The following is a 14871-nucleotide window of genomic DNA, read 5'->3' as shown; positions in this document are numbered from 1 at the left end:
TAAGACATGTTAAAAATTCAAGTGAACAATATAGAACTAGATTATGAAGATCACGGCCAAGGGAAAGTTCTTCTGCTGCTTCATGGACTAGGATCCACTAAAAAAGATTGGGACGCACAAGTCCCTTTCTTTTCTAAAACCCGTCGTGTTATTGCTGTAGACTTACGAGGTCATGGAGCCTCTACAAAACCACAAGATGCGTATAGTGTAGCATTAATGACCGAAGACGTAAAGCAACTATTAGACCAACTCCATATTAGTAAAGTAACCATTGTTGGTTTTTCAATGGGAGGAGCAGTCGCTTTTGAAATGGCTGCAAAACATCCTGAGTATTTAGAGAATTTAGTGATTGTAAATTCTGGTCCAGATTTTAATGATATGGGCAAAATTGGAGAAGATCTTTTAAAGAACCGAACCCATTTTTTAGAAACCAAAGGATTGGATGCCTTATCAAAAGAAATTTCATTTAATATGTTTCCAGAAGATCACCAAGTCGCTTTGCGAGATGAATTTGAAGCCCGTTGTAAAAAGAACGATTATAATGCGTATTACAAATCGTTTGTCTCTCTAATGGATTGGGGTCTGGGAGAGCAAATAAATAACATAAAAACCAGAACATTAGTTGTTTGTTCGGATATGGATTACACTCCTGTTTCGTTTAAAGAAGACTATGTTAACCGCATGCAAAACGCGTCATTAGTTGTGATAAAAAACTCTAGACATGGAGTTGTAATTGACCAACCTGATGCTTTTAATTTAGAACTTCAAAAATTTTTAAATCATGGTTAAAACGGCCCTTATTACAGGAAGCACAAGTGGCATTGGTTTAGGTATTGCACATCAGTTTGCTAAAGAAGGTTATAATATTATGTTTCATGGTTTAGAATCTAACGGACAAGATATTGCTAATGCTATTGCAAAGAAATATGCTATTAAAGTCGGGTTTTCTAATGCCAATTTATTACAATCTGAAGCGATTGAACATTTAGTAAATGAAACGATAAACACATTTGGAAGCCTTCACGTATTAGTTAATAATGCAGGCATTCAATTTGTGTCTCCTATTGAAGACTTTCCAAATAAGAAATATGAAAACATTATTGCCATAAACATGAATGCTGTGTTCTACGCGTCAAAAGCCGCATGGAAACAGATGAAAACCCAAAACTTTGGTCGCATTATCAATGTGTCTTCCGTACATGGCATTAGAGCTTCAGAATTTAAATCGGCTTATGTTACAGCAAAACATGGAGTTATAGGAATGACCAAAGTGATGGCCTTAGAAGGAGCGCCGTTTAATATTACTTGTAATGCGATTTGTCCTGGTTATGTAAAAACACCTTTGGTGGAAGGCCAAATAAAAGATCAAGCCAAAGCACACAACATGACGGAAGAAGACGTTGTAGAAAAAGTAATGCTAAAGAAACAAGCTGTAAAACAATTTGTACCACTTGAAGCTATTGCAGATATGGCGATTTTATTAGCAAAAGACAGCTCAACGACCATTACAGGCACCTCCTTTGCTTTAGATGGAGGCTGGAGTGCGCAGTAAGATATTAAGTGTTAAGTGTTAAGTGTTAAGTGTTAAGTGTTAAGTGTTAAGTGTTAAGTGTTAAGTAAAATATTTTAACTCTATGTACATGGCAAATAATTTTTAACCTTAAAACAAATTTATAATTACAGTATGTGTTTCTTAAAATCTGCTATTTAAGAAATCATACTTTATTTAAAATTAGGCATCAGAAAATTTTTAAGTGTTAGTCAAAAATCTGATGCCTTTTTTATGACATATCAGACAAACACGTAACTAAATTTCTTTTTTTGTAATTTTTAATCCACTAATCAGACTTAGTGGTTATGACTCATACTTTTAAAGAATTTTCTACAAATGCCATTTTCAATATTGGAAATGAAACTGATTTACGCTCCTTTAAAACAGCTAAACAGTGTGAGTTATATACGTTTATTTGGGCAAAATCAGAAGCTATCGATTTAACTATTGACAGCGTTCCGTTTACGGTTCCTCCGCATAGTATATTAGCATTAACACCTATTCAATATCTGCAATACAATGGAGGTAATGACCTTATAATGTATCAATTTAATAGTGAGTTTTACTGCATTAAAGATCATGATCAAGAAGTGAGTTGTGTTGGTATTCTCTTTTTTGGAAATACTAATATTCCAATGATTCATTTAGATAAAGCCGAGCAACAAAAATATGATACGCTTCACGACGTTTTTATAGACGAATTGGAAACCGAAGACAACATACAAGCCGAGATGCTCAGAATGTTAATGGCGAGATTTATTATAAAGAGTACACGATTATTAAAAGCTAAAGAAGGCATATCCGATTCTCCAAAAAGTTCTAAAGTAGATTTACTCCGAGAATTTAATTTTCTAGTAGAACAACATTTTAAAACAGAACACAGTGTCGCTTTTTATGCCGAAAAATTATTTAGGTCACCCAAAACCCTATCTAATAATTTTGCAAAACTAAACAGAAGTCCATTACAAATTATACACAACCGTATTGTATTAGAAACACAACGTCAATTAGTCTACACCGATAAAACAGCAAAAGAAATTGCATACGATATCGGTTTTGAAGACGCCTCTCACTTAAGTCGTTTGTTCAAAAAGAGCACCTCCATGTCACCTTCAGACTACAAAAAACGCTTAAAAACCTCTAGTTAGGAAAAATTGACAAGCCTAAGGGCAGTTTATTCATTTTATAGCATCCCCTTTCCTCGCATCTTTGCATTGTAATATTAAAACAATAACAAGATGAAACTAAAAATCAAATCCATATTCAATCTCATAGAGATATTTACAAACAGTCCAAAGAAAATAGCGAATACCATTAATACAGAAATGCATTGTGATCAAAATCATATTCATGATTATTACTGTGATGCCGAAAAGCCATTTATAAGCTAAATTAATTTAACGGGAAAAAATGACATGTTAAAAGGAACTTTACATATTCTTTACAGCTGTATTATACCCCAACTTTGTACCAACAAAAAAATCAAAATATATACTATAAACACCTGAATACATTTCAGGATAAACAATTAAAATTATGACTACATTTAATGTGCCTTCCAGAGAAGACGTAAGTACTACCAACCAAGCTATTTTCGATAACCTAAATAAAGCTTTAGGATTTGTACCAAACTTATATGCAACCTATGCACATAGTGATACTGCTTTAGAAAATTACTTAACATTTGCTAACGCAAAAACATCCTTATCTGCTAAAGAAAAAGAAGTTGTCAATCTTGCTGTGAGTGAAGTCAACGATTGTATTTATTGTCTTTCTGCACACACTGCCATTGGAAAAATGAACGGCTTTACAGACCAACAAATATTAGAATTGAGAGCTGGATATTCTACTGTAAACGACAAACTAGATGCTTTAGCTAAATTAGCTAAAAACATTACGGAAAACAGAGGTAAAACAGACGCAACAGTGTTAGAACATTTTTTTAATGTTGGCTATACCAAAGGAAACTTAATAGATACTATTGCTTTAGTTGGTGACAAAACCATTTCTAATTATGTACATAGTACGACGCAAGTACCTGTAGATTTTCCGGTAGCACAACCTTTAGAATTAGAAACCATTTAATTAAAACAGCAACCCACAAAATTTAAAAAGATGAAAAAAATTATCACAATTATCGTACTTGCATTAACCTTTACATTAACAGGACATGCACAAGACAACATGAAAACTAAAGCAACAACAGTGACTTTAGAACAAACCACAGGTGCCTTTACTCAAGAATCATTAACCTTAGAAGAAGGAGATTACATTTTTGAAATTGCGAATAACAATGTAGGTCACCAAGTTGGTTTTGTATTAGTCCCAAAAGGAGCAGATGTGTCTAAACCAGAAAACCATATTAAAACGGCATATGTCACTAAAGCTGTAGAGAATAATACTTCGGAATCTAGTAATATTACGACATTAGCAAAAGGAGGATATGTGTATTTCTGTCCTTTAAATCCAACACCACAATACACTTTATTAGTGAAGTAATTTATAAAAAGACATATTGTATTAAATAAAAAAGAGCAACCTAATGGGCTGCTCTTTTTAGTTTTATATCTAAATAAATGCTATTTATTTCCAAGCATTAAAAGCTCGCTACAAACCACTTCGGTGATGTAACGTTTCATGCCATCTTTATCCTCCCAAGATCTTGAGGTTAGCTTCCCTTCTATGGCTACTTCTTTGCCTTTGGTAATATATTTTTCTACAATCTGAGCTGTTTTTCCCCAAGCAACAACATTATGCCATTGTGTGTCTGTGACCTTTTCACCTTGTGCATTTTTATAACTATCGTTAGTAGCGATAGAAAATTTAGCTAAGATTTTACCGGATTCAAAATTGGTGATTTCTGGGTCTTGTCCTAAGTTACCAATCAACTGTACTTTGTTTTTAAGTGTGTTCATAATTTCTAATTTTTAATGGTTAAACAGTTAATACTATCGAGTTCTAATGTTTCGACACTGCAAAGATGTAGAGGCTTGCAAATATTATTCGGTAGTTACCTACTTACATTCGTTTGTAATTAATTGTTTTCGTTTGTAAATGACTAATAGTTGATTATGATGGGTTTTGTTGTATTTTTATAAGGAATACATTAGAGTGCTGATATTTGCATGTTAGCAAACAGTTGAAAAAACAAATCCACATATTAATTTTAAGTCTGATTTCGACTTTTGCATTTGGACAAACCGAAAAAGAATCCTTTTGGAATCCTTATATCGAGTCTGACCGAATTGAAATTGGATTAAAACATTATGACAGTCTGAATTTTGAAAAAGCTTACCGAATTTGGACAGATTATCAAGTTGTGGAACTGATTAAAATAACTGACTCAACTTATAACGGAACTTTGACAAATTTTGTGACAGAAAATAAAAGAAAGAATAAGTCAGAGATTATTTATCAAAAAATAAAAATTCCAAACAGAATTGTTGAGAAATTAATTAACTCTCTAAATGCGGAAAATATTGAGACCTTAAAAGATTGTGCAGAAATTGAAAACTATCCGAAAGGATTTGACGGAAAGACATATGTTTTTGAAATCGGAAATGGAAAAACAAGACATGTCTACTCATATTGGGAACCAGAAAACGAAAGATATCAAGACCCAGAAATGTCTGAAATAAAAAACGTTCGGAACATATTAAAGTCAATTAACAACGAATTTAACTTGTGGAAATATTTTAAAGATTTTAGAGACAGATTACCAAAAGGAAGTTATTCTTATGGAATGATAAATATGATTAAAACATAAAAAACCGATTTGCTAACACCGTATAAAAATAATTGCGGCTTAGTGCTTAATCAAAGGTCGTTGCGTGTTTGTAACTTCTGAATTTCCTTCGGAAATTCCTCGCATACAAACCCGCAACTATTCTTATACATAAACGTTACCCAACATTAACCACTCAAACCAAAAACTGAATTAAATGCAAGAAAAGATTGAAATACCATTAAGCAAAAACAAATTACTTTTAGGAATTGGAGGTTCTATATTATTTGTAATATTAGGAGTTTGGCTGTTTACAAATGCGGAGAGTTTTCAAGAACATTCATTTAGAATATTGAGAAATCCAATGGTAGTAAAAGGAGTTGGGATTTTAAGTATTTTGTTTTTTGGTGCTACAGGAATTTTTGGATTTAAAAAACTGTTTGACAAAAAAGTTGGACTGACAATTGACTCAAACGGAATAACTGACAACTCAAACGCATCGAGTGTCGGATTAATTGAATGGAATGATATAACTGATATCATAACAAAGCAAGTTATGTCATCAAAATTTCTACTGATTAACGTCACGAATCCTGAAAAATATATCGAAAAAGCAAAAGGCGGAATGAAAGCCAAACTTATGCGTTCGAATATGAAAATGTACGGAACACCACTTTCGATTACATCCAATACTCTAAAATATGATTTTGGAAAACTGGAACAATTAATACAAACTGAATTTGAACGAAATAAAAACGTTGGGTAACACCGTGCATAATTAATTGCTAGGTTTTATCCTACTTGTGAAAATTCCTGCGGAATTTTCACGGGTTCGTAAATGTTTACTAACTTAGTTGCTTAACCACGCAACTAGCCACACACAACAACGTTAGCTGTAATTAACTCACTCAATTCTGAAAAACGAAAAATGGGAATATTTGACCTTTTTAAAAAAAATAAAGAAGCACCTGAAAATAGTAAAGTAGAAATCAGAATTTTGGAGAAACCAGATTTTAAAGAAATTGACATTCAAAAATTAAAAGATTATTACAATTGGAAATTGAATTATGGAGAGCGCATAATGAAATTGGATATAAATTTTGAGCTTGAATCAACAAATCAATCTGAATTAAATCAAATCGTAGAATTCGTAAACAAAATACCTGAATTTGATATTCAAAATCGAAGTTATTTAGAATCGGATTTTGAACAAGACGCAAGTGAGGTATCTGACTATTTAAATTTCTATCTAGACGAACTTGACGAAAGTGAATTAGCTGGAATAATAAACTTGAAAAATCGAAACAATTCGAGAAATAGTCTTTTAATGGAAAAACTGAACTTAATTAGAGTTGGAATTTATCCACAACATTCTTATTTCGGAACTTTTGATTATTCAATTGATATTAATGGAGAACCTTGTAATCAGCTTTTAGTTGTGAATATCAACAAAGATGGAACACTACATGACATAACGTGGGAAAGTTGAAAACGAAATAATAACTACAGCTAACACCGTGTATAATTAATTCATTGCTCACTGCCGACTTACGAACATTCCTGCGGAATATTCTATCTGTGATTTATTTGCTAAATTAGTTGCTTAACCACGCAACTAACCATACACAATCATATTGCAGCCAATTAAAAAAAACGCCTGAAATGAAAAAAATAATTTATCTATTATTAATATTATTTACTACATCGTCTTGTACAGTTGGAAGATTTGCATATTATAATTTTGCCGATATAACTGATTATAAAATTTTCCCTGAGCGAAAAATAGAAAATGATTCTACCGATATTTTTTATTTTAAAAATAATGAAAAGAACGAACTTAATATCACATTAAAAGATGGTGGTAGTTTTGAAGATTTTCTTATCAAAAGTAAAACAGTAGCTTTTTTAATAATTCAAAATGATACATTAAAATATGAGAATTATTTTAACGACTATTCTAAAGAGTCTATAGTTGCATCTTTTTCAATGGCAAAATCATTTACTTCTTTTTTAATAGGTTGTGCAATTGAAGACAAATATATCAATTCAATTGATGACCCAGTAACAATTTACATACCTGAACTAAAAGAAAACGGATTTGAAGATGTGACTATTGAAAATCTTTTGCAGATGACTTCTGGACTTGATTTTAACGAAAGTTATATTAATCCTTTTGGACACGCAGCAACATTCTATTATGGTAGAAATTTAGAAAAATCAAGTTTAAAATTAAAACTAAAAAACAAACCTAACGAGTTAACAGAATATGTTAGTGGTAATACTCAATTATTAGGTTTAATACTAGACAGAGTTTTAAAAGAGAAGAGCATCTCTCAATATCTGGAAGAAAAACTATGGAAACAAGTTGGTATGGAATATAGTGCGTCTTGGAGCATTGACAAAAAGAAAGATGGTTTAGAAAAAACTTTTTGTTGTATAAACGCTAGAGCAATTGATTTTGCAAAATTTGGACGTTTATATCTAAATAAAGGCAATTGGAATGGTAAACAAATCGTTTCTGAATCTTGGGTTCATAATTCAACTAAATTAGATTCTTTGAAAGGTAGTAATTTAGGCTATCAATATCAATGGTGGATACCTAACGAAAAAGGAGATTTTATTGCAGAGGGTATTTTAGGTCAATTTATATTTGTCAGTCCATCCCAAAATTTAATTATTGTAAGAATGGGAGAAAAATATGGTAATGTAAATTGGGAAGATACATTTGAAAAAATAAAAGAAGTAGTTAAAAAATAACTAGCTACAACACCGTGTTTAATTAATTGCTTTGGCAAGTGCTTATTTGGAAAATTCCTTCGGAATTTTTACGGGTTCGTAAAAGTTTGCTAAATTAGTTGCTTAACCACGCAACCAACCATACACAATACCGTTTTATAAACAAGCTGAAAAACGAAAACCTATGATACATTTACTTTGGTCAATTATTAATTTAATTATTGTTTTCTACTTTCTATATCTGATTGTTGGAATTATTAGAAAAGGTAAACGAATTTTTAATCCTAGATTCAAAGTTGTTTCAATATTTGTAATGGTAATTGGAATTGTTCAAGTAATTTCTGCTGCTAATTCGGAGGAAAAAACGAATCGAATTACAATATCAAACAACTACAACAAAAAGAACTTTTCAGAAGTAGAAAAAGTAACGCTCGAAAATAATTTGACTTTTGATATAAATATGCACGTAAAGTATTCGATTGAACAAACCGAATTGATTCCCATAGAAAGTAATAGTTTCTTAACTGGATTTGTTAGCGGTTACGAATGGGAATTTACATCGATTGAAACTAATAGTTACAAACAATCTAAAAAAGCGGAATTTACTGCTAACGGTGTTTTGAAATGGAATCTTTTCGGAATTACTATTTATAACGAATCAAAAACATTTAGCGGAATTATAAAATAAAAAAGCCAGTGTACAACACTGTGTATAATTAATTACCTGGTCACTGCCGACTTACTAACATTCCTGCGGCATATTGCTTCGCCAGTTCGCTGCGCTCGGGTCTAACTGTGTTTTATTTACTAAATTAGGTGCTTAAAGCACACAACTAACCATACACAAAACTGTCTCTGCTGTAATTTAAACTCACGCATTTCTGAAATAAAGAATACAGCTTAAATAATAATTATTATGACTAATAACCCCAATTTACTAACTCTTAAGAATTTAAATATTTTACAAGCATTAGTAATGGATAATGATAAATTTTCACTTTCGTTTTTTAAAAACAACTTCAAGGAACAAAAATCTAATACTGAAAAATTAATAATAGATATTGGCATTGAAATTGAAAATGAAAATTACCATTTTGCTATGATTCATATTAAAAGTATGAAGTTAGAAATAAATAAAAGTCTTTTTAAAAATCCGTGTTCTAAATCTTATTCTGACTTAATTGAAACCAATGATGATGACATTAAATTTTGTAGTGATTGCAAAAAAAATGTTTATTTAGTCTATAATGAGGTTGAATTTGAGAAAAGAAAGGAATTAGAACAATGCGTTGCTTTAGGTACAGAAAAAAATATTTATGATAAATACAAAGACAAAGAACATTCCTCTTGTAACATCCTTTACAATGATGAAATTGATTTGGGTTTACCATTTTAATTATAAGAAAAATGAATGAAAATTTAAAGCAATTATTAATTTCCATTAATTCAGCGATTGAATTAGAACGCACTTATCCATTAAGTCACTTAATACACAAAATACCCAATAATGACCTAAAATCTAAACTCCTAAAGGAAAGACTGTTTTTTAACTATGGTAATATTATAAATATTATTAATAAATATCTTTATGAAAGAGTTAATGCCGAAGAATATTATACAGATGAAGATGTTAAAGATTTTCAATTTGAAAACATTGAAAACACCACTATTGACATCATAAAAAAAGAAATAGGAATTTCAAAATTTCATTTTAAAACGGATGAATTCAGAAACAATGCAAACTTTAGGCATTGGGATAATTTAAATCGTGTTGCAGTAATATGTAACAAAGAATTAGTTCAGAAAATTAAACTAAATCCCAAATTATTACTTTTTTTAGAAGTAGAAAAGAAATATGGCAAATTAGGTAGATACACAAGGCTTACAATTTATACTCAGGAAGAAGCCGAACGTTACTATGATGATAGAGTTACTGATAGGTCACAACTAGGAGAATATAACAATTGGCATAGCGATGCTTATGAAAATGACGATTCAAACTTATGGAATACCGATTAAGAAAACCTCACCACTTCTATGAGTAATAAAAAAGCAATTATAAAAGCTATAACAGAAATGGATATGGCCTTGCTAGACGTCGTTTTAGACAATGACAAAGCTTACATGGAGGTTCCTAAAGAGTTATTTATTAAAACGTTAAGTATTGAGTTAAACAAGTTAAAAAATCAAGGAATTACAAAATTTGTGAACGTTTCAAAAGGAACTTGTAATAAATGCTTTAATGGTTGTAATGGCTATACTTTTTTAACAAAAAACAATGACTATTTAGATTTACTTTTTAAAGAGGAAAATAATGAAATCGTAGATTTATTTAGATGTAATATTTTTAAAAACGAAGAAAACCTCATTAAGAAAAACTGTATTTATTTCAGGTTTAAAAAAGATGAAAGTAAAAATTACAATCCTTCATCTTATATTTCATCACTTCAAAAACAAGTAGAAGTTGCCGTAAAAGAATTTGAGAAATTTGAGAACAAAATAACAGATATTGATAAGTTTGTTTCTTGGTTTAAAGACAATAAAAAAATACATAATTCTGTAAAAGACTTAGATTGGGATTATAATTTTGTTTGGCCTTTCTTATCAATTTATATGACCATTGAGAATTTTAACGAATTAGTTAAAAATCATAATTCTGCTAAAAAAGCACTTGCTGAATTTGATAGTTCTTCCGAAAAGTCAATGATAGATTGGCTAATTAAATACGAGAAAAGTAAGTTACGATTTACAAATGGTTATGAAAAAACTAAAAATTGGGAAAAAACAAATTTAATTCTTTTTAAAAATGGAGAAACATTTTTTGAAACTGGCGGAGAAATAAAGTTGTATAACCATGTTTTAGTAGATATTAAAGAATATAAAGAATCAGTCCTGTTTTCCGACATATTTAGTAAATATTATTGGGAATATGAAAAAAAGTATGCACCTACTAAAGAACTCTTTGAAGTCTATGGAGATTTTGAAATCGAACTATCCGAATATCTATCAGCACGGAATTTATATCCTGAAATTTTAAAGAAACACGAAATAAAAACAAAAGAAAAACAAATAAAAACTTCTGCCAACAACGCATAAAATTAATGGCTAATTTTCAACTACTTACAAAAACACTTACCTATTTTTATTAAGTTTATATTTACTAAATTACATGCTTAGCCATGGAATTAAACACACACATTACAGCCAATTAAAAAAACATGAAAAAAACTACATTCATTTGGATTTTATTGTTATTCACGCATTTGTCTTATGCACAAGAACTACCTAAAAAAATTAGTGAAACAGATTTTTCGATTGGAAAATCGGTGCACATTGAATCAGTACTATTAGATGAGACTAGAGCATTGAACATCTATTTGCCTCCTAGTTATTCTATTGATAGTTCAAAAACTTATCCTGTTATTTATTTACTAGACGGCTCAAAAGATGAAGATTTTATACATATTTCAGGAATCGTTCAATTTGGATCTTTTTCTTGGATTAATATGCTTCCAGAATCTATTGTTGTTGGTATCGGAAACGTGGATAGAAAACGAGATTTTACGTATCCTTCTCAAAATAAACTAGACCAAACAGAATTTCCTACATCTGGTAAATCTGAAAAGTTTATAACCTTTTTAGAAAAAGAATTACAACCGTATATTGATGCTAAATTCAGAACAACACCTGTAAAAACGATTATTGGACAATCATTGGGCGGGTTATTAGCAACAGAAATACTATTTAAAAACCCAGAACTTTTTGATAACTATATTATTGTGAGTCCAAGTTTGTGGTGGGACGATGAAAAGCTACTAGATCTGCAACCCGCTTCCTACGATTCAAATAAATCGATATACATAGCAGGAGGAAAAGAAGGAGCCATCATGGAACGCACTACTAAAGAACTATATGACAAACTAAAAGAGACTAAAAGTCAGAACACCAAATTATTTTACGATTTCTTAGAGAACAAAACACACGGAGACGCTTTACATAATGCAGTTTACAATGCCTTTGAATCCCTATTTAAAACTGACAAAAAATAATAAAACATGAAAACCTTTTGGACAATAGCAATACCACTTTTTATAGGAATTACGTTTCTAGTCATAAAGTTCTTTGAAGGTTTTATGAAAAAAGAAACCACTGAAAAAACTGGACTTCAAAAATGTATTATTGGCACTTTATATTAATGATTAACGGTGCGCTTACAGCGTTAATAATATTGCTTTTAAAATGGGGAGATGTCTTAACTTTTTAGACGCTATATAAGGTAATTGTAATTGATTTTAAAAACGCAGTCGATAAAAAAATAATGACCAACACCATGCGTAATTCAATGTATGAAAGAAAAATTCCCAAAAATGAGAAGTCATTGCATATTTTGAATAAATTAATTCAGAATGGTCATTACAATGGGTATATAGAATTGGAAAAATTTGAATTAACACGAAATTACTTGCCTAATAATTATTTCATCGTTGGAACTCTAAATGCGGATAGGAAATTTGAAATAAAATCTTATTTAAAAATTAGAAAAATTTTAAAAGATAAGTTTTTAGCGCTTATTGGCATTGCACTCTCTTTATTCTCATTCATCCACTTAAAAAGCTATTGGTTAGTTCTAATTATTAGTGCTTTGCTTCTACTTCTCATATATTTTATCACTAAAATCAAAAAGAAAAAGGAAATTAAAATATTTACCACAAAATTCTTAGACATTTACAAAATGGAATGCGATTGAAACAATAAACCATTTGCCTAAATCTTAATGAACGAAATCACTTTACCATATCATTTAATCATTCCATCATTAATTTCAATGCTAGTTTTAGGAATCCTATTCTTAAAAAGAAAGCGCATATTTAGAAACACAAAAATGAAATGGTTTTGGATCAGCGTCACTGTCTTCTTTTCGTTTTACCTATTTATCGTTGGAACATCTACTTATGATGACATTTATGCACAATGGAATTTAAATACGTTTGACCTAAATAAAGATGGTTTTTTTAACGGAAATGAAATCACACCTCAACAGAAAAAAGCCATGAGAAATCTAATAAGTGATACTGGTAGAAATTTTTCATTTATAACTGGATGCGTTGTTTCAGGAACTCTTGCATTAACTGTTTTCGGAATTGGAAAAATAATAGAATTTATAAAAAATAAACAAAACACCGGATACAATCAAAAGCACTAACACGCTTACAAAAATCCCTTAGGATTTTATTTTTAGTTTTTATTCATTAACTTTAGTGCTTAAACGTGGAACTAAGCAAACACAAAAACCCTAAAAATAAACTTCATGAAAACTAAATTATCTAACATAACGTCCGAAATAGAAAACTATGTAAATGATTCTAATTTAACAGAATTACAAGTTGTTGATAAGCTGAAAGATTACTATTTCAACAAAAAAGTAAATGAAAATATAAAACTTTATAAAAAAGGAACTAAAAAGGTGAGTGAAATCACTAAAGACCTAAAAATCTCACCTCGGAGATTCTACGCCATATTAGAGAAGAAAAAAATAGCACACACCAAATACAATAAAAAAGAAGAAGAAAAAGAAGCAACAAATTAAACCTAAAAGCTTAACTTACAAATACCTAAACTAAATCTCTGTGCCAAAATTTATAACATCATGAAAATCATAATTGGATTAGTAATTTGTATTTTAATTTCTTTTGGTACTGAGGCCCAAAGTATAATTGGCGCTTGGGAAACCTATACAATGACTAAAACTGGCGACCAATTAAAAACCGTCGTCATTTTTACCGATGGTTACAAAGTAGCAACGACCTATGATGCCACAACCGGAAAATTTATTCAAACAAATGGTGGATCATGGACATTAGAAGGAGATATGGTGACCGAGAGAATAGAGTTTCACACCGAAAACCCTGCACTTGTTGGCACAGAAATCAGTTTTAAAGTTGCTGTTACAGACAACAATATTGAAATTGTTGACAATGACTTAAAATTCACTAGAATAGACGATGGCGAACCAGGGCAATTACAAGGGGCTTGGTTAATGTCTGGTAGAGTAAGAAATGGTGAAACGCAAACACGAGATACCAGCAAACCAAGAAAAACCATGAAAATATTATCAGGAACCCGTTTTCAATGGATTGCCTATAACACAGAAACGAAACAATTTTTGGGTACAGGAGGAGGCACCTACACCACCGAAAACGGAAACTATACAGAGAACATTGAATTCTTTTCAAAGGACGATTCTAGAGTTGGTGCATCTTTAAAATTTAATTATAAATTAACTGATGGAGATTGGAACCACACTGGGTTTTCTAGCAAAGGAGATCCACTAAACGAAATTTGGAGTTTAAGGGAATAATGTGACTATTACAAATTCAAAAATAAACTCATGATAAAAGGACTGTTTGAAACACACTTATATGTTGAAAATATAGAACGTTCCATAGATTTTTACACTAACAAATTGGAATTAGAACAATGCCATTTTGAAGATGAAAGACGCGCCGTATTTTTTTGGATTGGCAAACCCAAACAGTTTATGTTAGGCTTATGGGAAAAACCAAAAGCGGAAATTGATATTAGACACTTTGCCTTTCAATGTGAACCTGATTGGGTTTTAAATGAAGCGGTAAACTATCTTAAAAAAAGGGCAATTAAATGTCGGAATTTCCTAAACGATGGTACCGAAAGACCAATGATTTTTGCATGGATGCCAGCAATATCAATATATTTTAATGATCCAGATGGGCATTCTCTAGAATTTATAGGGATTTTAAACGGTGAATCTAAACCCGAAAATGGCATCTTATCATACGAACAATGGAAAGCATTAGAAAACGAATAATTAAAATTTTAACCT

Annotated in this window: 21 protein-coding genes; 20 read left to right on the top strand and 1 reads right to left on the bottom strand. The window is 30.7% G+C overall.

Translation table 11 applies throughout. The annotated features are described in order from the left end of the window. Nucleotides 1-6 precede the first annotated feature (6 nt). The 6 genes from HM992_RS04380 (at nucleotide 7) to HM992_RS04355 (ending at nucleotide 4051) form a co-directional block, all read left to right on the top strand. Nucleotides 7-789: an alpha/beta fold hydrolase gene (locus HM992_RS04380; RefSeq protein WP_179318848.1), complete on the top strand. Its 783-nt coding sequence runs from the start codon at nucleotides 7-9 to the stop codon at nucleotides 787-789. Continuing rightward, entirely contained in the window at nucleotides 782-1552 is a 771-nt protein-coding gene (locus tag HM992_RS04375; RefSeq protein ID WP_178986224.1) for a 3-hydroxybutyrate dehydrogenase, read from the top strand. Before HM992_RS04380 ends, HM992_RS04375 begins: the two co-directional genes overlap by 8 nt. Nucleotides 1553-1857: 305 nt before the next feature. After that, on the top strand, nucleotides 1858-2700 hold the full coding sequence (locus HM992_RS04370) for a helix-turn-helix domain-containing protein (RefSeq protein WP_179318847.1): 843 nt from the start codon (nucleotides 1858-1860) through the stop codon (nucleotides 2698-2700). 90 nt (nucleotides 2701-2790) lie between these two features. Beyond that, nucleotides 2791-2943 carry a hypothetical protein gene (locus tag HM992_RS04365; protein ID WP_178986226.1) on the top strand — a complete coding sequence of 51 codons (153 nt, stop codon included), beginning with the start codon at nucleotides 2791-2793 and terminating at the stop codon, nucleotides 2941-2943. Nucleotides 2944-3088: 145 nt separating this feature from the next. Beyond that, nucleotides 3089-3637, top strand: coding sequence for a carboxymuconolactone decarboxylase family protein (locus HM992_RS04360; protein WP_178986227.1), 549 nt, complete (start codon nucleotides 3089-3091; stop codon nucleotides 3635-3637). A 30-nt stretch (nucleotides 3638-3667) separates the two neighbouring features. Then, entirely contained in the window at nucleotides 3668-4051 is a 384-nt protein-coding gene (locus HM992_RS04355; protein ID WP_179318846.1) for a hypothetical protein, read from the top strand. 80 nt (nucleotides 4052-4131) lie between these two features. Here the strand turns inward: HM992_RS04355 and HM992_RS04350 are convergent, their stop codons facing one another. Beyond that, entirely contained in the window at nucleotides 4132-4467 is a 336-nt protein-coding gene (locus tag HM992_RS04350; RefSeq protein WP_178986229.1) for a single-stranded DNA-binding protein, read from the bottom strand. A gap of 224 nt (nucleotides 4468-4691) precedes the next feature. Here HM992_RS04350 and HM992_RS04345 point away from each other — a divergent pair, with 224 nt between their 5' ends. The 14 genes from HM992_RS04345 to HM992_RS04280 all read left to right on the top strand — a co-directional run bounded on the left by HM992_RS04345 (nucleotide 4692) and on the right by HM992_RS04280 (nucleotide 14856). After that, nucleotides 4692-5318 (top strand): hypothetical protein, encoded by a 627-nt coding sequence (locus HM992_RS04345; RefSeq protein ID WP_178986230.1) that lies wholly within the window; start codon nucleotides 4692-4694, stop codon nucleotides 5316-5318. A gap of 175 nt (nucleotides 5319-5493) precedes the next feature. Next, nucleotides 5494-6042: an STM3941 family protein gene (locus tag HM992_RS04340; RefSeq protein ID WP_178986231.1), complete on the top strand. Its 549-nt coding sequence runs from the start codon at nucleotides 5494-5496 to the stop codon at nucleotides 6040-6042. A 162-nt stretch (nucleotides 6043-6204) separates the two neighbouring features. Next, nucleotides 6205-6765 (top strand): DUF2004 domain-containing protein, encoded by a 561-nt coding sequence (locus tag HM992_RS04335; RefSeq protein WP_179318845.1) that lies wholly within the window; start codon nucleotides 6205-6207, stop codon nucleotides 6763-6765. A gap of 173 nt (nucleotides 6766-6938) precedes the next feature. Then, nucleotides 6939-8033, top strand: coding sequence for a serine hydrolase domain-containing protein (locus HM992_RS04330; RefSeq protein ID WP_178986249.1), 1095 nt, complete (start codon nucleotides 6939-6941; stop codon nucleotides 8031-8033). A gap of 163 nt (nucleotides 8034-8196) precedes the next feature. After that, entirely contained in the window at nucleotides 8197-8700 is a 504-nt protein-coding gene (locus HM992_RS04325) for a hypothetical protein (protein ID WP_179318844.1), read from the top strand. Between the two features lie 228 nt (nucleotides 8701-8928). Then, nucleotides 8929-9408, top strand: coding sequence for a hypothetical protein (locus HM992_RS04320; protein ID WP_179318843.1), 480 nt, complete (start codon nucleotides 8929-8931; stop codon nucleotides 9406-9408). An 11-nt stretch (nucleotides 9409-9419) separates the two neighbouring features. Further along, nucleotides 9420-10031 carry a hypothetical protein gene (locus tag HM992_RS04315; protein ID WP_179318842.1) on the top strand — a complete coding sequence of 204 codons (612 nt, stop codon included), beginning with the start codon at nucleotides 9420-9422 and terminating at the stop codon, nucleotides 10029-10031. A gap of 18 nt (nucleotides 10032-10049) precedes the next feature. Continuing rightward, nucleotides 10050-11108, top strand: a complete 1059-nt coding sequence (locus HM992_RS04310) for a hypothetical protein (RefSeq protein WP_179318841.1) — start codon at nucleotides 10050-10052, stop codon at nucleotides 11106-11108. Nucleotides 11109-11230: 122 nt separating this feature from the next. Continuing rightward, nucleotides 11231-12061, top strand: coding sequence for an alpha/beta hydrolase (locus tag HM992_RS04305; protein WP_179318840.1), 831 nt, complete (start codon nucleotides 11231-11233; stop codon nucleotides 12059-12061). Between the two features lie 6 nt (nucleotides 12062-12067). After that, nucleotides 12068-12208 (top strand): hypothetical protein, encoded by a 141-nt coding sequence (locus tag HM992_RS04300; RefSeq protein WP_179318839.1) that lies wholly within the window; start codon nucleotides 12068-12070, stop codon nucleotides 12206-12208. A gap of 578 nt (nucleotides 12209-12786) precedes the next feature. Then, nucleotides 12787-13215 (top strand): hypothetical protein, encoded by a 429-nt coding sequence (locus tag HM992_RS04295; protein WP_179318838.1) that lies wholly within the window; start codon nucleotides 12787-12789, stop codon nucleotides 13213-13215. A gap of 105 nt (nucleotides 13216-13320) precedes the next feature. Then, nucleotides 13321-13599 (top strand): hypothetical protein, encoded by a 279-nt coding sequence (locus HM992_RS04290; protein ID WP_179318837.1) that lies wholly within the window; start codon nucleotides 13321-13323, stop codon nucleotides 13597-13599. 60 nt (nucleotides 13600-13659) lie between these two features. Further along, nucleotides 13660-14370 (top strand): membrane or secreted protein, encoded by a 711-nt coding sequence (locus HM992_RS04285; RefSeq protein WP_179318836.1) that lies wholly within the window; start codon nucleotides 13660-13662, stop codon nucleotides 14368-14370. Nucleotides 14371-14400: 30 nt separating this feature from the next. Next, complete coding sequence (locus HM992_RS04280; RefSeq protein ID WP_179318835.1) at nucleotides 14401-14856, top strand: VOC family protein; 456 nt, start codon at nucleotides 14401-14403, stop codon at nucleotides 14854-14856. Nucleotides 14857-14871 lie beyond the last annotated feature (15 nt).

The organism is Winogradskyella helgolandensis (genome assembly GCF_013404085.1).
GTDB classification, from domain to species: domain Bacteria; phylum Bacteroidota; class Bacteroidia; order Flavobacteriales; family Flavobacteriaceae; genus Winogradskyella; species Winogradskyella helgolandensis.
The sequence above is the reverse complement of the archived record's forward strand: the minus strand, read 5'-3'. Positions and strand labels throughout refer to the sequence as shown.

Excerpts from the sequence above, each read along its gene's own strand:
- HM992_RS04305 (WP_179318840.1), top strand. The coding sequence starts at position 11,231 with ATGAAAAAAACTACATTCATTTGGATTTTATTGTTATTCACGCATTTG.
- HM992_RS04290 (WP_179318837.1), top strand. The coding sequence starts at position 13,321 with ATGAAAACTAAATTATCTAACATAACGTCCGAAATAGAAAACTATGTA.
- HM992_RS04350 (WP_178986229.1), bottom strand. The coding sequence starts at position 4,467 with ATGAACACACTTAAAAACAAAGTACAGTTGATTGGTAACTTAGGACAA.
- HM992_RS04280 (WP_179318835.1), top strand. The coding sequence starts at position 14,401 with ATGATAAAAGGACTGTTTGAAACACACTTATATGTTGAAAATATAGAA.
- HM992_RS04335 (WP_179318845.1), top strand. The coding sequence starts at position 6,205 with ATGGGAATATTTGACCTTTTTAAAAAAAATAAAGAAGCACCTGAAAAT.
- HM992_RS04380 (WP_179318848.1), top strand. The coding sequence starts at position 7 with ATGTTAAAAATTCAAGTGAACAATATAGAACTAGATTATGAAGATCAC.
- HM992_RS04295 (WP_179318838.1), top strand. The coding sequence starts at position 12,787 with ATGAACGAAATCACTTTACCATATCATTTAATCATTCCATCATTAATT.
- HM992_RS04320 (WP_179318843.1), top strand. The coding sequence starts at position 8,929 with ATGACTAATAACCCCAATTTACTAACTCTTAAGAATTTAAATATTTTA.
- HM992_RS04310 (WP_179318841.1), top strand. The coding sequence starts at position 10,050 with ATGAGTAATAAAAAAGCAATTATAAAAGCTATAACAGAAATGGATATG.
- HM992_RS04330 (WP_178986249.1), top strand. The coding sequence starts at position 6,939 with ATGAAAAAAATAATTTATCTATTATTAATATTATTTACTACATCGTCT.
- HM992_RS04365 (WP_178986226.1), top strand. The coding sequence starts at position 2,791 with ATGAAACTAAAAATCAAATCCATATTCAATCTCATAGAGATATTTACA.
- HM992_RS04370 (WP_179318847.1), top strand. The coding sequence starts at position 1,858 with ATGACTCATACTTTTAAAGAATTTTCTACAAATGCCATTTTCAATATT.
- HM992_RS04360 (WP_178986227.1), top strand. The coding sequence starts at position 3,089 with ATGACTACATTTAATGTGCCTTCCAGAGAAGACGTAAGTACTACCAAC.
- HM992_RS04285 (WP_179318836.1), top strand. The coding sequence starts at position 13,660 with ATGAAAATCATAATTGGATTAGTAATTTGTATTTTAATTTCTTTTGGT.
- HM992_RS04375 (WP_178986224.1), top strand. The coding sequence starts at position 782 with ATGGTTAAAACGGCCCTTATTACAGGAAGCACAAGTGGCATTGGTTTA.
- HM992_RS04325 (WP_179318844.1), top strand. The coding sequence starts at position 8,197 with ATGATACATTTACTTTGGTCAATTATTAATTTAATTATTGTTTTCTAC.
- HM992_RS04300 (WP_179318839.1), top strand. The coding sequence starts at position 12,068 with ATGAAAACCTTTTGGACAATAGCAATACCACTTTTTATAGGAATTACG.
- HM992_RS04340 (WP_178986231.1), top strand. The coding sequence starts at position 5,494 with ATGCAAGAAAAGATTGAAATACCATTAAGCAAAAACAAATTACTTTTA.
- HM992_RS04315 (WP_179318842.1), top strand. The coding sequence starts at position 9,420 with ATGAATGAAAATTTAAAGCAATTATTAATTTCCATTAATTCAGCGATT.
- HM992_RS04355 (WP_179318846.1), top strand. The coding sequence starts at position 3,668 with ATGAAAAAAATTATCACAATTATCGTACTTGCATTAACCTTTACATTA.